Source organism: Naumannella huperziae (assembly GCF_054073625.1).
On the sequence record NZ_JBSXPH010000001.1, the window covers coordinates 1,447,144 to 1,460,932 of the forward strand.

The window sequence follows — 13,789 nt, forward strand, 5'->3', positions numbered from 1 at the left end:
CCGTTCAACCTAGGCCAATTCGACGGCCGGTACGCCGAATTCGGCTCAACCGGCATCGGCCCGGAAGCCGAGCTCCGGATCCTGGGACTCCTCCACCTCGCGTGGCCGCGGCGTGAACGTGCCGCGGATCATCGAGAATGGTCGCACCATCTGATTGCCGATCCGGTAGCTCCAGGACTCTCGGAGCGCCTCGACCTCGACGGCCAGACGATGGCCGTCGGCGATCAGGTCGGTCTCGCGGGCACGGGCCGAGGACAACTCTGCCTCGAGCCGGGCCGACCGATCGCGCTGCGTCGCCAGCTCCTGGCTGAGCACATGGATCTCGGCGCGGGCCTGATCGCGTTCACCCCAGAACTGGTAGAAGCGTGCGGCAAAACGCTGTGCGCTGCGGGTGGCGAGACCGAACGCGGGCGGCCAGGCGAGTGCCGGGCGATCGGTCCCGGCCTCGCGCAGTACCTGATCAAGTACCGGGCCCAGCGCGTACGCGGAGCGGAACGCGGGTCGGTTCGCCGACTGGAAGTCGCGTGCGGCCGCGTACCCGGTGAGCACGCGCTCGGCGATCGTTCGCGCCGCCAGCCGTTCGCCGCCGCGCCCGGAGAAGTTGCGGTCGGCCGCGGCGGCCAGGTTTGCCTGGTCCAGATAGCCGAATCCGCCGAAATGATCGTAGACGAACACCGGAACGCCGGCGACCAGCGCATACTGCACTGTCTTGCCGATCGTGATCACCACATCGAACTCGGTGATCAACTCGGCAGTGAGCAGGCGGTAGTTGGTCTGGCCCTGGCCGAACACCTCCACCTCGTGGCCGCGCTCGGTGAGTAGCGTCGCCGCGGTCAGAACCTCTGCCGGCGGGTGATTCGAGACGACCAGGATTCGCTCGGGTGAGTCCCGGTCGCGGGGTATCGCTGCGGAGAAACCGTCCGGCACGGGATTGGGGAAGAGCGCGGTTGGGGTCTCCGGATCCAGGAAGGGGGTCAACGTCCGCCGCGCTTCCGCCGAGACGAACAACGAGATGCCGGCCAACCGGTCCTCCAGGCCCGCCATGTAGGGATGCTCGTCGGCGGCAAAGTCCAGCGCGGACATGTGCAGGAAGACGAAGATCGGCAGGTTCGCCCGGTGCCGGGCGTCCTGGCTGTTGAGATCATCGATCAGCGAGGCCGGGAGCACCTGGCTGTGCACCCAGATCACATCGAAATCGTCCAGCGACAACGACTTTGCCGAGACTTCGTCGAGCACCGGGAGACCCCGCGCGGCGAACTCGTCGGCCATGGGTGCTGCGACATGACTGGCATAGACCGTGACGTCCGCGCCGGAGGCGAGAAGATGCTCGGCAAGCTCCAGCGCGACGACGGTGGAACCCATGATGTCTCGGATGATCGAATGGGTGATGAGGAAGCGGCGGCCCCGGATCCGGTCCATGACGCGATCCTGCCAGTCGATCATGGACCGATCCGGTATTGCGCCCGGCGTGGCACTCTGCTTGCTGACCCGCCGATGATCACCTGCTCAACCGGCGCCGCGCTCGGCATCGGAGGCGAGGGCGAAGGTGCCCTGGGCCCGGCGTACCCCCTGGACCCGGTGCCGGGGCAGCAGGTCGGCCAGGAAGGCATAGTCGTCGCGGGTCCGGGCGGCGGCCGGATCCCCGGCGTCGGCGTGCTCGCGGGTCTGTGACCACCAGTCGGAGATGTCGCCCCAGCCGGGCGCCGCCAGCGATCCGCCGAACTGTTGCACCGCGAGTGCGGAGCACAGCGAGGCGAAGCGCAACCGGTCCAGCAGCGGCCAGCCGGCCAGCGCGCCGAGCAGCGACGCGGCGGCGAACACGTCGCCGGCACCGGTCGGGTCGATGGCCTCCACCCGCAGCGCCGGACAGTGGGCCTGTTCCCCGGTGCTGGAGTCGATCGCGTACGCCCCCGCCGCACCGTCGGTGACGATGGCGAGCGGAACCAGTTCGGCGAGCGCCCGCACCGCGTGCTCGGCGGAGTCGGTACGCGTGTAGCCCATCGCCTCGGTCGCATTCGGCACGAAGGCGTAGCAGTGTGCGAGCGGGGCCAGGGTTGCCGGATCCCAACGCCCGGACGGATCGAAGCCGATGTCGGCGAAGATCTTCGTCCCTCGTGCGGCGAGATCGCGCCACCACGCCACCTCACCGGCGAGGTCGACCAACGCGGCCCTGGCCGCCGGTGCGGCCGCGATCTGCGGCCCGAGCGGCTCGGGCAGCGGGTGCCCGTGGGTGATCATCGAGCGGTCGCCGCCGTGCGCGATGGACACCGTCACCGAGGAGTGGAAGTCGGCGAAGCGACGCGAGGCCGACAGATCGATCCGCTCCTGCCCGGACAGGGTGTCCCACATCCAGTCGGCATACGCGTCGTCGCCGAAACCCGCCACCAGCCCGGTGCGCAGGCCGAGCCGGGAGGCCGCCACCGCCAGGTTCGCGATGCCGCCCGGCCCCGACCCCAGACCACTGGTCCACAGCTCCTCGCCGGGCTGGGGCATCCGGGACAGCCCGGTGAAGATCAGGTCGAAGAACACGGTCCCGGACAACAGCACGTCCAGCGGCGGGTCGCTCGGCCGCCGGCCGGCGGCGAGCGGATCCCAGGCCCAGCAGGTCGGGCAGAACTCCTCGGCGTGATCATGCTGCTCGTGGTCGTGAGCGTCGACATCGTCGGGCTGGGGCGTGTTCATTCCTTGCTCGCTCCTTCCAGCATCCCGCGGATGAAGTGGCGCTGGAGAACCAGGAAGACGATCACGATCGGGGCGGCGACGATGATCGCGGCCGCGGCGAGCAGCGCATTCTCGGCCGTGTACTGGCCCTTGAAGATTGCCAGGCTGAGCGGCGCGGTACGCAACTCGCCCGCCGGCGCCATCAGCAGCGGGATCAAGAACTCGTTCCACGTCCACATGAACACCAGCACGGCGAGCGTGGCCAGCGCCGGCAGGGAGGCAGGTAGCAACACCCGCCACAGGGTGCGCAACGGGCCCGCCCCGTCGATCGCCGCCGCCTCGGTGAGCGAACGCGGAAGGGCGCGGAACTGGGTACGCATCCAGAACACGCCGAAGGCCACCGACTGGGCGATCTGCGGCAAGGCGATCGCGGCCAGCGTGTCGGTCAGCCCCAGTGTGCGCAGGTCGAAGAACAGGGGGATGACGATCGCCTCGGTCGGCACCATCAGCCCGAACAGGAACAGGTAGTAGATGACTGTCGCGCCCTTGAACCGCATCGTGCCGAAGGCGTACCCGGCAAGTACCGAGGCGATCAGCGCACACACCACCACGATGACCGCAACCAGCGCCGAGGTCTGCAGATAGCGGGCGAACTCGCCGATCCGCCATGCCTCGACGAAGTTCTCCGGGTGCGGGCCCGGGACCTGACCGGTGCGCGGGGACAGCGCGGTGATCACGATGGAGGCGATCGGTGCGAACGCGAGCACCGCGAAGCCCAGCAGGATCAGATGATTGGCGAGCCGCTCGCCGGCAGAGATCCTCATCGCTCGGCCTCCCCGATCCGGGTGACCAGCAGATTGATGGCGAAGATCAGCAACGCGAGGACCACCGCGACCGCGCACGCCGAGCCCACGTCCTTCAGCTCGATGGCGCGACGGTAGACCTCGAAGCTCGGCACGGTGGTGGCGGTGCCCGGGCCGCCGCTGGTGATCACATAGACCAGATCGAAGGTCTTCAGCGCCGCGATGATCGTCAGCACCAGCGAAACCACGATCTCTCCGCGGACGGCGGGCAGCGTGATCGCGAAGAACTCCTGCACCGGACCCGCGCCGTCCAGGCGGGCGGATTCGTAGAGCTCGTCGGGGATGCGGTTCATCCCGGCGAGCAGCAACAGCATCACCAGACCGGTCTGCAGCCAGGTGCCGATCACCCCGATGGCAACCAGCGCCCAGACGGGCTCGCCGAGCCAGCCCCGCGCCAGCGCGTCCAGCCCGACGGCCCGGAGCAGCGTGTTCAGCGCACCGTCCGGCGCGAAGATCTGGCGCCAGGCCACCGCGACCACCACCAGCGCCACGACCTGGGGCAGGAACAGCAGCGTGCGGAACACCGGTTGGCCGAGGATCGAGCCACGGCGCTGGATCGCAGCCAACAGCAGGCCCAGGACAAGGGGAATGAGCGCATAGAAGATGATCAGCACGAAGGCATGCAGCATCGCCTCGCGGAACCGTTTGTCGCCGGCCAGGTCCACGTAGTTGGCGAGCCCCACGAAGGTCGACGGACCGATCCCGCTCCAGGAGTAGAGCGAGTACTGCGCGGCGCGGAACAGCGGGAACAGGGTGAAGCCCGCGAATACCAGCAGCGCGGGCGCGACCAGGAGATAGGGCACCAGCGGCGAGCGGACCACGGCCGACGGCGCCGAGCGCGGGCGCCGGTCGCCGGGTCCTCGCCGATGCTCGGTCGGGACCCGGTCGGCGACGGCTTGGCGAGCGATCATCGACGACTCAGCCGCCGACGAAGGCGCCGTAGTCGTCGGAGAAGGCGGCCAGCACCTGCTGCGGATCCTCGCGCCCGGCGATCAGCTCCTGCAGGTTGTTGCCCGCGGTGTCGGCGAACGTCGGGGTCGCATAGTCGAGATAGGGCAGCAGGGAGCCCTTGGTCGAGACCTCGTCGAATGCCCGGAAGATCTCCGCGCTCGCACCGGAGGCGGGCGCCAGTTGGGCGGCGTTGCGTACCGGCAGGCCGTCGTTCTCCGCGATCAGGGACATGGCCTCGTCGCTGGTGATGAAATCGATGTACGCCGCCGCGACATCGCGCTGGGCCGCCCGGGCGGGCACGGTGAACGGCAGGCCGGTGCCGCCCGTGCTGACCGGCGCCCCGCCGGCCTCGCGCGGCGGCGGGACCATGAAGTGCAGGTCATCGCCGAGCACCTTGATCATGTCGGCCGCCAGCCAGGAGCCGCCGGGCAGGAAGGCCCCCTTCCCCTTGGTGAAGTCGGTCCAGGCGGCGTCGTAGTCCAGGCCGTTCGGCGAATCGCCGAAGTACTTCTTGGTCGACCAGTCGGCGAATGCCTGCATCGCCTGGGCATTCTCCGGGCTGTTCCAGTCGGCGCCGGCATTGCCCATCCCGAGCGCGATGATCTGATCGGCCGGCACATAGGCGCCCTGCAGGGGACCGAAGACGTGCAGCGCGGGCCACTTCTCGATGTTGCCCAGAATCATCGGCTGGGTGCCCTTGGCCGAGGCGGCATCCAGTGCCGCCAGGTACTCGTCCCAGGTCTGCGGCACCGCGATCCCGAGCTCAGCGAGTCGCTTGGCCGAGTAGAAGATGCCAACGACCTCGCCGGTCTGTGGCAGGCCGTACAGATTCCCGGAGCCGAAGGTCACCGCGTCGGCGCTGTAGCTGGACTTGGCCAAGACATCGGCGGGGTAGCGCTCGGCCCAGCCGTACGCCGCGGCGTACGGCGTGAGGTCGGTCAACTGTCCGGCCTTGACGAACTCGCCCATGTCGGCGCGCGCGTTGTTGACCTGGACCACGTCGGGCACGTCGTTGCCGGACAGGGCGAGCGCGACGGTCTTCTTCAGGTCGTCGAAGGACTCCGACTTCCGTTCGATCGTCACATTGGGGTACTTCGCCATGAACCGGGAGTTGAGTTCGTCGAGCGCGGCCTTGGAGCCGCCGCGGACCTCCTGGTCCCAGACCCGGATCGTCACGGTGCCCGCGGCCGCGGGGTCGGTGACGACGGCGTCCGGTGCCGGACCGGCGGGTGCGGGAGCCTGCCCCGAGCCCGGTGCGCAGGCGGTGAATCCCGCGAGCGCCCCGGCGGCCAGCGATCCCGTCAGGAAGGTTCGACGATCGATCACGTCATCTCCTCAAGCGTCATTGCCGCGGGATCCGCGTGAACCCCGCCCGGAGTCGCAGTCTGACATGTTCTGAAGGAAAGTGATAGCCCATGAACGAAGGTGACGGAATCTGATCCCTTGGTGCTAACGTGACGCCGTGCTGACCGATGAGCGACGCCGCCGGATCGTGGTCGGCGTGCGCCGGCACGGATCGTGCTCCATCGCGGATCTGTGCCGGGAGCTGGGGGTCTCCGAGGCCACCGTGCGGCGCGATCTTGATCAACTTGCCGCCGACGGAGCGATCCGGCGGGTACGCGGGGGCGCGAGCGACCCGCGGGTCTCCATCCGGCCGGAGGCGGATTCGCAGCCCTTCGCCGAGGTCGCGGCACGCGGCGAGCCGGCCCGGCGTGCCATCGCCGAAAGGGCCGCGGGGCTGGTCGACGACGGCGACGTGTTGATCATGGACATCGGGACGTCGGTGGCGGCGATGTGTCCGTTCCTCCGGGACCGCGACGTCACGGTGATCACCTCGTCGCTGGCCGTCGTGAATGCGCTGGCCGACGCACCGGCCGTCGATCTGCTCGTCCTGGGCGGCATGTTGCGTCCGAACTACGCGTCGTTGGTGGGCGCGATGACGGAGGCCAATCTGCGCCAGGTGCGGGCCGGGCTCGCGTTCCTCGGTGCGTCGGGGATCCGGCCCGACGGGGCGGTGCTCGACACCACCCCAAGCGAGGTTCCCGTCAAGCGCGCGGCGCTGGAGGTGGCCGCGCAGGCGTACCTGCTCGCCGATGCGGAGAAGTTGCCCGGCAGCGGCTTCCTGGAGGTGGCGCGGCTCGATGCCTTCGCCGGGTTGATCACGGACGCGAAACCGGCCCGGACGGTGCTTGACCCAGAACTCGACGTGGAGGTGATCGTGGCATGAGGCTGGTGATCCTGGGCGGGGGCGGATTCCGCGTACCGCTCGTCTACGAGGCGGCGGCGGCGCGCGCCGGCGGCGTCGCGGTCGACGAGATCGTCCTGCATGATTCCGACCCGGGCCGGCTGGCGGCGATCGGAGCCGTCGTGGGCGAGCTGGCCGACGGCTACGGGCGCAGTGCCCCGGCGTACCGGACCACGACCGACCTGGCCGACGCCCTGCGCGGCGCGGACTTCGTGTTCAGCGCGATCCGGGTCGGTGGCGCACACGCGCGCACGGTGGACGAGCGGGTCGCGCTCGACCTCGGCCTGCTGGGGCAGGAGACGATCGGCCCGGGCGGGCTGGCGTACGCGCTGCGCACCATCGGTCCCGCCCGACGGATCGCCGAGGCGGTCGCCGAGATCGCGCCGGGTGCCTGGGTGATCAACTTCACCAATCCGGCAGGCATCGTCACCGAGGTGATGCGCGGGGTGCTGGGCGAGCGAGCCGTCGGGATCTGCGACACCCCGATCGGCCTGGTACGCCGGCTCGCCCGCGTGCTCGATCTTGATCTCGACGCCGATGCGGGACGGATCGGTTATGACTATCTCGGGCTCAACCACCTCGGCTGGCTGCGCTCGTTCACCGTCGACGGCACCGATCGACTGCCGGGCGTGCTCACCGATGATCACGCGCTGGAGCGGATCGAGGAGGCTCGGCTGTTCGGCTTCGACTGGGTGCGCGCGCTCGGGTCGATCCCGAACGAGTACCTCTTCTACTACTTCTTCACCGACGAGGCGCGACGCCGGATCGAACAGGCGGGGGAGACCCGCGGCGAATTCCTGGTCCGGCAACAGGACGCGTTCTATGCCGGCGCCGGCAGCGATCGGCTGGCCGACTGGCGGCGGGTCCTGCGCGAGCGTGAGGAGAGCTACATGGCCGAGACGCGCGACGAGGAGCGCGAGGCCGCCGATATCGCCGGCGGGGGATATCAGGAGGTCGCTATGCGGTTGATGGCGGCGCTGGCCGGCGGGCCCGAGCAGCGGATGATCCTGGATGTCGGCAACCGTTCCGGTGATCAACGGCTGGTCGCGGCGCTGCCCGATGATCTTGTGGTCGAGGTACCGTGCGTCGTCGACTCGGCCGGTGTGCATCCGCAGCCGGTGGCGGCGCCGGATCTGGTGCAGCTCGGGATGATGGCCCGGCTCCGCGGCTCGGAGCGGCTGATCGCCGAGGCGGCCCTGACCGGCAGCCGGGAGCGGGCGTGGGAGGGCTTCTCGCTGCATCCGCTGGTCGACTCCCCGGTGCTCGGACGCCGACTGCTCGACGGCTATCTGGCGGCCGAACCGTTGCTGGCCGAGGTGCTGCCGGCCGTCGCCTCGCCGGCATAGACCGCGCCCGCCTCGCGGGCGATCCTGATCATCATCGCGCGCAGGGCGGGCGGGGCGAGCGCCTCGACCCCGTCGCCGAGGCCCAGCAGCACGGCGACCGCTCCGCGCAGCCCGTGCACCCGCATGATCAACACGGTCCGCCCGCCGCGGGTGGTCTCCTCGATCGGCGCGGTCAGGTTCATCGCCATCAACCGGCGGATCAGCGCGACCCGGTCCGGGCGGGTGGCCACCTCGATCCGGATCCCCGGCCGGTCACGGTAGCTCTCGCGCAGCCGCCGCCACAGCGCCCGCAGGTCGATGCCGTCGGGTCGGGCGGCACGCTGGGGGAGCAGGGTGGCCCGGTTGATCCGCTCGACCCGGAACGACTTCACCTGCCCGCGGTGCGCGGCGAGCAGATACCAGGTGTTGCCGGCGAGCACCAGGCCGTAGGGGTCGACGGTACGCCGGCCGCGGCGCGACGGGTCCATCGGCGTGTAGTCGAGGACGATACGCCGGCGCTCCAGGACGGCGAGCTGGACGGTGGGCAGCTCGGCCAACCGCGGCGGCGCGCCGGCGAAGCCCTCGGCGTCGACGATGATCAACTCCTGCAGCCGGCCGAGCTCGCGGTCGGTCTCCTCCGGCAGCCGGGCGGCGAGCTTGCGCAGCGCCGAGGTCATCTCGGCCTCAACGCCGAGCGCCGACGCCGCCCCCTCGCCGCCGGCCAGGAAGAGCGCGCGGGCCTCGTCGGGGGTGAGATCCTCGACGCCGGGGCCGATAGCCGGGCAGCAGGGCGTACCCGCCGTGCCGTCCGCGTTCGGCATAGACCGGTACGCCCGAGGCCGACAGTGCCTCGATGTCACGGAGCACGGTGCGTTCGGTGACCTCGAGGCGATCCGCGAGCTGCGCGGCGGTCAACTTGCCGTGCCGGCGCAGCAGGCCGACCAGCCTGAGCAGACGGTCCGCGCGCATGGCCCAAGTTCAACACAGGAATTACGACACAGGATGTCGGGTATCCCCGGAATGCTCGTGGACATGAACGAGACACAGCAACTGGTGGACAACCGCGACAACCTGAACCGGGCCAGGGCCTGGGTGACCGAACTGCTCGGCAACGTCGAGCCCGGCCAGCTCAGCGACCCGACGCCGTGTTCGGACTACGACGTGCGGGCGCTGATCGAGCATCTGTACGCGGTGGTGGGCAAGACCATCGGGATGGCGCAGGGCCACGCCGCCGTCGACCTCCCCTCGTCCGTGTCGGCCGATGCCGACGACCTGGCCGGCGGCCACGCCCGGCTGGTCGAGCAGGCGAGCGCCGCCTGGGCCGACGGCGCCTCGCTCGCCACGATCGTGGAAGCCCCGTTCGGGCGGGTGCCGGCGGCGGTGATGATCAGCGCCTTCGTGGGCGAGACGCTGACGCACGGCTGGGATCTCGCGGTCGCGACCGGGCAGGACGCCGAGGCCGATGCCGACCTGGCCGAGGGTGCCCTCGCGGGCGCGCAGCGGGTGCTGCCCGGCGGGCGTGAGGACTTGCCGTTCGACGAGCCGGTCCCGCCCGCGGCCGATGCCGGTCCGACCGAGCGGTTGGCGAACTTCATGGGGCGCCGGTCGCGCTGAGCGGGTTGCCGGTCCGGCGGTGGCCTAGCCTGTGCGCCGTGGCCGCCACGAATCCGCCGGATGCACCGCCGCGCAACGGGCTCGCCCCGCTGTATGCGGCCGGGTTCACGACCGCATTCGGCGCGCACGGCGTGGCCGCGGCGCTCGGGGTGGAGTCGGGCGAGCTCGGGGTCGGCTTGTTGGGCTTCGGGCTGATGCTCGCCGTGTACGACCTCGCCGAGGTGGTGCTGAAGCCGGTCTTCGGCGCGCTCAGCGATCGGGTCGGCGTCCGGCCCGTGATCATTGGCGGTCTGCTGGCCTTCGCGGCCGCGTCGGCGGTCGGGGTGTTCGCCGCCGGGGCGGTCGGGCTGACGCTGGCGCGCTTCGGGCAGGGGATGGCCGCCGCGGCATTCTCGCCGGCGGCCTCGGCGGGGGTGGCGCGGATCGGCGGCGGCGCGACCACGGGTCGGCGCTTCGGCCGGTACGGCTCCTGGAAGGGTCTGGGGTACGCCTTCGGCCCGATCCTGGGGGCGGCGCTGGTCTGGGCCGGCGGCCTGCCGGCGCTGTACGCCGCGCTCGCGGTGCTCGCCCTCGCCGTCGCCGGATGGGTGGTGGCGGCGGTGCCCCCGCTGCGTGTGCTGCCGCGCTCGCGCGCGACGGTTCTCGATCTTGCCCGCGAGGTCGCCCAGCGATCGTTCCTGGCTCCGGTCGCGGCGATGGCGGTGGCGACCGGGGCGCTCGGCGTCGGGGTGGGCTTCCTGCCGCTGCTCGGCACGCGGCTGGGCCTGGGGGAGTTCGGCGCGGTGGCCGCGGTGACGGTGCTCGCGCTGACGCTGACCGCCGTGCAGCCGTGGGCCGGCGCGCGCCGCGATGCGGGCCGGCTGGCGACGGGCACCGGGATGATCATCGGGCTGGCGTTGGTGGCGGCCGGGCTGGTGGTGGTGGCGGTGCCGCTGCCGACCGTCGCGGCCGCGATCGCGCTGTACCTCGCCGCGGTGCTGCTCGGCATCGGCATCGGCGTGGTCACCCCGCTGGGATTCGCGGCGATCGCCGCCGCGACCCCGGAGGATCGGATGGGCCGGACGATGGGCAGCGCCGAGCTGGGCCGCGAGCTGGGCGATGCCGGCGGCCCGCTGCTGGTCGGCGGGCTCGCGGCGGTCAGCACCGTCGGGGTCGGGCTGGCCGCGCTGGCCGGTCTGGCGCTCGCCGTCGGGGCCGGGGCAAAGGTCGCGCTGCGCGGCTGAGCGGGATCCTTCCGCATCCTTTCCGCAGGTGATGCCGCCAACCCGCGTGGAGAGCGGCCGGATCTGCGGAAGCGATCGGGTGGAGGCCGATCATCCGCGCGGGAGGAGCCCCTCGAACACGCAGTCCCAGTCGGTGTCGCCGGGGAGGGGGTCGGCGGCGCGGGCGGACGCGGCCCGGACGAGGGCCGGCAGCGCTGGGTCGATGCCGCGGTCGGTGCTGGCGACGACGATCTTGTCGAGGAAGGCGAGGCACATGTCGAGCCGGGCGTGGCCGGCGTCGTAGCGGCGATCGGACGCCGCCCGCGCCAGTCCGGGCAGCGTCTGCCGCAGGGTGCCGACGATTCCCTCGGATAGGGCAGGTGGTTCGGCCGGAACATCGACCGCGGGCCGGGACCTCCGACACCGGCTCACGCAGGGAGATCCGGGAACTCTCACGGGTCGTCCGATTCGGACGCACGCCTACGACCCAAGGCACGTGGACGGAACCGGGGGTGCCGGAGCGGTCGGCGCGCGGCGTCGACGCGAGTCGGCGGCAGTAGTTCCGGTAAACCGTCGGTGCCGATCCGCACGACCCACTGCTCGCCCGGCGGGGCCTGCGGGCGTGGCTCGATCAGGCCGTGGTGGTGTCGGCACAGCAGCACCAGATTGGCCAGGCTGGTGGGCCCGCCGGCCTGCCAGGGAACGATGTGGTGGGCCTCGCAGCGCTCCGGCGGCCGGTCGCAGCCGGGCATCACGCAGCCGCGGTCGCGCACCGTGAGGGCCGCGCGGACAGGTCCGGTGACGAGCCGGTGCTCGCGGCCGACATCAAGAGGCTGACCCGCGCCGCCGAGCACCACCGGCAGCAGATCGCAGTCGCACGCGAGCCGGCGTAGCGCGGCCGCCGAGATCCGGGCCCCGGTGCGCAGCGACTCCGCCCGCGTGCCGCCGATCCTGTGATCATCGACCCCGTGCGCATCGACCCCGTGCGCATCGACCCCGTGTGCATCGACCTCGTGCCGGACCTGCGCCAGCAGCTCGTCGTGGGCGATGGTCACGACCAGGCGCGGCCGATCGCCGCCGGCACCCGGCGCGGCGGCGCAGCCCTGGATGTGCTGGACCATCGCGGCCAGCCCGTCCGCTCGCCGTTGCTCGGGTGAGCTGAGCTCGGCCGCGAGCGGATCGCGCGCCGCGACGGAGGCGTCGCGCGTGGCGTACGCGTCGACCACGGCGACCAGCGCCTCGCCGTCGAGTTGCGGCAACCGTCCGCGGAACCTGATCGAGCCGTGCCCGTCGTCGGCGAACGTGAGCGAGCGTGCCTGCTGGGCCCGCCGCTCCGCGCGCTCCAACGCGGCGCTGTCGTGCGCGTCGGCGACGTCGGGGGCGATGATCTCCACCAGATGGTTGCCGAGCCGGCACAACATGGCCGGGTCGAAACGCTGGGTCGCCGCGTGGTCGATCATGGTCGCCTCGCCGGCGGCCAGCTCGGCCGGCGACAGCCCGGCGGGCAGCCGGTCCAGGGTGTCGGTGATGGCGCCCGCCTGCGCCGGGCCGACCCGGGCCTCCGCGAGCGCCTCGGCGACCCCGGCGAATCGACCGAGGCGGTGGGCGTCCTTGATCAACCCCGCAGCCTGCCCCGCGGTCATCCGCCCGGTCTGCGCCAGCCAGGTCCGCGTCGAGACGCCGTGGGCGAGCATCGTGTCGCCCGCCTCGTCGACCGCCCGGACGCCGGCGGCGATCACCGCCTCGAGTCGGGCCTGCAGCGCGAGCCAACCCTCCAGTTGCGCCAGCCGCTCGGTCGGCTCGTCGGCGCTCACCGCGCCGCCGGCGAGCGCGTCGGCGAGCACCTGTTGCGCCCGTTCGACGACCTCGCGGGGATCCGGCTTCATGGGACTCAGCCTAGGGATGGCCACCGACATTCCCCTCCGCGCAGATCGCCCGCAATGCCCTTTTCCACAAGGGATCCCCAATGTCGTCACCTGTGGACAACTGTCCCGGGAATCGACGCCGCGCGCGGCGTCACGGGCGCCCGGATCACCGCTCGGCGTCGCCACCCACCACACTCTCCCGCACCCGGGCCAACAGATCCCCGCGCACCGGCCACGGATTCCACGTCGAGGATCTGGCCGGATTCGCGAAGCTGATCAAGGAACTTCCTTGATCAACAGATCATGATTAGAACGGCAGCTTGCGGAAGATCGGCCTCGGCACCAGCTTGAGCACCAACATCACCAACTGGAACAGCTTCGGCGACCAGATCTGTTCCTTGCCGGCCCGCACCCCGTCGACCACCTGCTCGGCCACCGCCTCCGGGGTGGTCGCGAGCGGCGCCTCCTTCAGGCCCGCGGTCATCTTGGACTTCACGAAGCCCGGCCGCACGACGAGCACCTTGATCCCGTGCTCGGCCAGCGCATAGGTCAGCCCGGTGTAGAAGGCGTCGAACCCGGCCTTGGACGAGCCGTAGACGAAGTTCGACCTGCGGGCGCGCTCGCCCGCGACGGACGACAGCGCCACGATCGTGCCGTGCCCCTGGGCCTTCATGGCGTTCGACAACAACACGCCCACCTCGACGGCCGAGCCGTAGTTCACGTCGGCCAGCTCCCGCGCGGAGCCCGGGTCGGTCCAGTCGCGCTCGTTCTCGCCGAGCAGCCCGTACGCCACCACCGCGACGTCGACATCGCCCAGCGCGAACGCCTCCGCGATCGCCTTCGCCGGCGAGCCGGGGTCGCCGGCGTTGAAGTCGATCTCGGTGACCTCCAGGCCAACCCCGCGCAGATCCGCGGCGGCCGCCTCACGCCGCTCGCCCGGCCGGGCGGCCATGATCACGCGCGGCCGCGACGTCTGGGCGTACCGGCGCGCGATCGCCAGCGCGATGTCGGACGTGCCGCCGACCAGCAACAGGTTCCTCGGGTTACCGACTGCGTCGATCAT

General features: G+C 71.3%; 13 protein-coding genes and 1 pseudogene. 4 read left to right on the forward strand and 10 right to left on the reverse strand.

All coding sequences use genetic code 11. The features are described 5' to 3' along the window. Positions 1-45: 45 nt before the first annotated feature. The 5 genes from ACXDC7_RS06885 to ACXDC7_RS06905 form a co-directional block, all read right to left on the reverse strand. The gene (locus ACXDC7_RS06885; RefSeq protein WP_179444217.1) at positions 46-1,443 is read right to left on the reverse strand and encodes a glycosyltransferase family protein; all 1,398 of its coding nucleotides are present in this window, start codon (positions 1,441-1,443) and stop codon (positions 46-48) included. Between the two features lie 63 nt (positions 1,444-1,506). After that, on the reverse strand, positions 1,507-2,682 hold the full coding sequence (locus tag ACXDC7_RS06890; protein ID WP_179444216.1) for a carbohydrate kinase family protein: 1,176 nt from the start codon (positions 2,680-2,682) through the stop codon (positions 1,507-1,509). Next, positions 2,679-3,485 (reverse strand): carbohydrate ABC transporter permease, encoded by an 807-nt coding sequence (locus ACXDC7_RS06895; RefSeq protein ID WP_179444215.1) that lies wholly within the window; start codon positions 3,483-3,485, stop codon positions 2,679-2,681. Before ACXDC7_RS06895 ends, ACXDC7_RS06890 begins: the two co-directional genes overlap by 4 nt. Further along, positions 3,482-4,435: a carbohydrate ABC transporter permease gene (locus ACXDC7_RS06900; RefSeq protein WP_179444214.1), complete on the reverse strand. Its 954-nt coding sequence runs from the start codon at positions 4,433-4,435 to the stop codon at positions 3,482-3,484. The genes ACXDC7_RS06895 and ACXDC7_RS06900 overlap by 4 nt, the downstream gene beginning before the upstream one ends. A 7-nt stretch (positions 4,436-4,442) precedes the next feature. Next, entirely contained in the window at positions 4,443-5,801 is a 1,359-nt protein-coding gene (locus ACXDC7_RS06905) for a substrate-binding domain-containing protein (RefSeq protein ID WP_343045845.1), read from the reverse strand. Between the two features lie 136 nt (positions 5,802-5,937). On the opposite strand from ACXDC7_RS06905, the gene ACXDC7_RS06910 reads away from it, so the two are divergent. Further along, positions 5,938-6,702, forward strand: a complete 765-nt coding sequence (locus tag ACXDC7_RS06910) for a DeoR family transcriptional regulator (RefSeq protein WP_179444213.1) — start codon at positions 5,938-5,940, stop codon at positions 6,700-6,702. Then, positions 6,699-8,066 carry a family 4 glycosyl hydrolase gene (locus tag ACXDC7_RS06915; RefSeq protein ID WP_459221633.1) on the forward strand — a complete coding sequence of 456 codons (1,368 nt, stop codon included), beginning with the start codon at positions 6,699-6,701 and terminating at the stop codon, positions 8,064-8,066. Before ACXDC7_RS06910 ends, ACXDC7_RS06915 begins: the two co-directional genes overlap by 4 nt. Here the strand turns inward: ACXDC7_RS06915 and ACXDC7_RS06920 are convergent. Continuing rightward, positions 8,006-8,866 carry a helix-turn-helix transcriptional regulator gene (locus tag ACXDC7_RS06920; protein ID WP_459221634.1) on the reverse strand — a complete coding sequence of 287 codons (861 nt, stop codon included), beginning with the start codon at positions 8,864-8,866 and terminating at the stop codon, positions 8,006-8,008. The genes ACXDC7_RS06915 and ACXDC7_RS06920 overlap by 61 nt on opposite strands. A gap of 28 nt (positions 8,867-8,894) precedes the next feature. Further along, a pseudogene (locus ACXDC7_RS06925) lies at positions 8,895-9,014 on the reverse strand (HTH domain-containing protein); the annotation flags it as partial. 63 nt (positions 9,015-9,077) lie between these two features. On the opposite strand from ACXDC7_RS06925, the gene ACXDC7_RS06930 reads away from it, so the two are divergent. Together ACXDC7_RS06930 and ACXDC7_RS06935 are read left to right on the forward strand one after the other, a co-directional pair. Beyond that, positions 9,078-9,659, forward strand: coding sequence for a TIGR03086 family metal-binding protein (locus ACXDC7_RS06930; RefSeq protein ID WP_459221635.1), 582 nt, complete (start codon positions 9,078-9,080; stop codon positions 9,657-9,659). Positions 9,660-9,697: 38 nt separating this feature from the next. Next, on the forward strand, positions 9,698-10,882 hold the full coding sequence (locus tag ACXDC7_RS06935; protein WP_459221636.1) for an MFS transporter: 1,185 nt from the start codon (positions 9,698-9,700) through the stop codon (positions 10,880-10,882). Positions 10,883-10,972: 90 nt separating this feature from the next. On the opposite strand, the gene ACXDC7_RS06940 is transcribed toward ACXDC7_RS06935, so the two are convergent. The 3 genes from ACXDC7_RS06940 to ACXDC7_RS06950 all read right to left on the reverse strand — a co-directional run bounded on the left by ACXDC7_RS06940 (position 10,973) and on the right by ACXDC7_RS06950 (position 13,789). Then, complete coding sequence (locus tag ACXDC7_RS06940) at positions 10,973-11,293, reverse strand: imine reductase family protein (protein WP_459221637.1); 321 nt, start codon at positions 11,291-11,293, stop codon at positions 10,973-10,975. Between the two features lie 20 nt (positions 11,294-11,313). Beyond that, positions 11,314-12,747 carry a DUF222 domain-containing protein gene (locus tag ACXDC7_RS06945; RefSeq protein WP_459221638.1) on the reverse strand — a complete coding sequence of 478 codons (1,434 nt, stop codon included), beginning with the start codon at positions 12,745-12,747 and terminating at the stop codon, positions 11,314-11,316. 286 nt (positions 12,748-13,033) lie between these two features. Continuing rightward, entirely contained in the window at positions 13,034-13,789 is a 756-nt protein-coding gene (locus tag ACXDC7_RS06950) for a decaprenylphospho-beta-D-erythro-pentofuranosid-2-ulose 2-reductase (protein WP_179444207.1), read from the reverse strand.

Excerpts from the sequence above, each read along its gene's own strand:
- ACXDC7_RS06920 (WP_459221634.1), bottom strand. The coding sequence starts at position 8,866 with ATGCCGAACGCGGACGGCACGGCGGGTACGCCCTGCTGCCCGGCTATC.
- ACXDC7_RS06895 (WP_179444215.1), bottom strand. The coding sequence starts at position 3,485 with ATGAGGATCTCTGCCGGCGAGCGGCTCGCCAATCATCTGATCCTGCTG.
- ACXDC7_RS06950 (WP_179444207.1), bottom strand. The coding sequence starts at position 13,789 with ATGATCGACGCAGTCGGTAACCCGAGGAACCTGTTGCTGGTCGGCGGC.
- ACXDC7_RS06890 (WP_179444216.1), bottom strand. The coding sequence starts at position 2,682 with ATGAACACGCCCCAGCCCGACGATGTCGACGCTCACGACCACGAGCAG.
- ACXDC7_RS06930 (WP_459221635.1), top strand. The coding sequence starts at position 9,078 with ATGAACGAGACACAGCAACTGGTGGACAACCGCGACAACCTGAACCGG.
- ACXDC7_RS06945 (WP_459221638.1), bottom strand. The coding sequence starts at position 12,747 with ATGAAGCCGGATCCCCGCGAGGTCGTCGAACGGGCGCAACAGGTGCTC.
- ACXDC7_RS06915 (WP_459221633.1), top strand. The coding sequence starts at position 6,699 with ATGAGGCTGGTGATCCTGGGCGGGGGCGGATTCCGCGTACCGCTCGTC.
- ACXDC7_RS06900 (WP_179444214.1), bottom strand. The coding sequence starts at position 4,435 with ATGATCGCTCGCCAAGCCGTCGCCGACCGGGTCCCGACCGAGCATCGG.
- ACXDC7_RS06885 (WP_179444217.1), bottom strand. The coding sequence starts at position 1,443 with ATGATCGACTGGCAGGATCGCGTCATGGACCGGATCCGGGGCCGCCGC.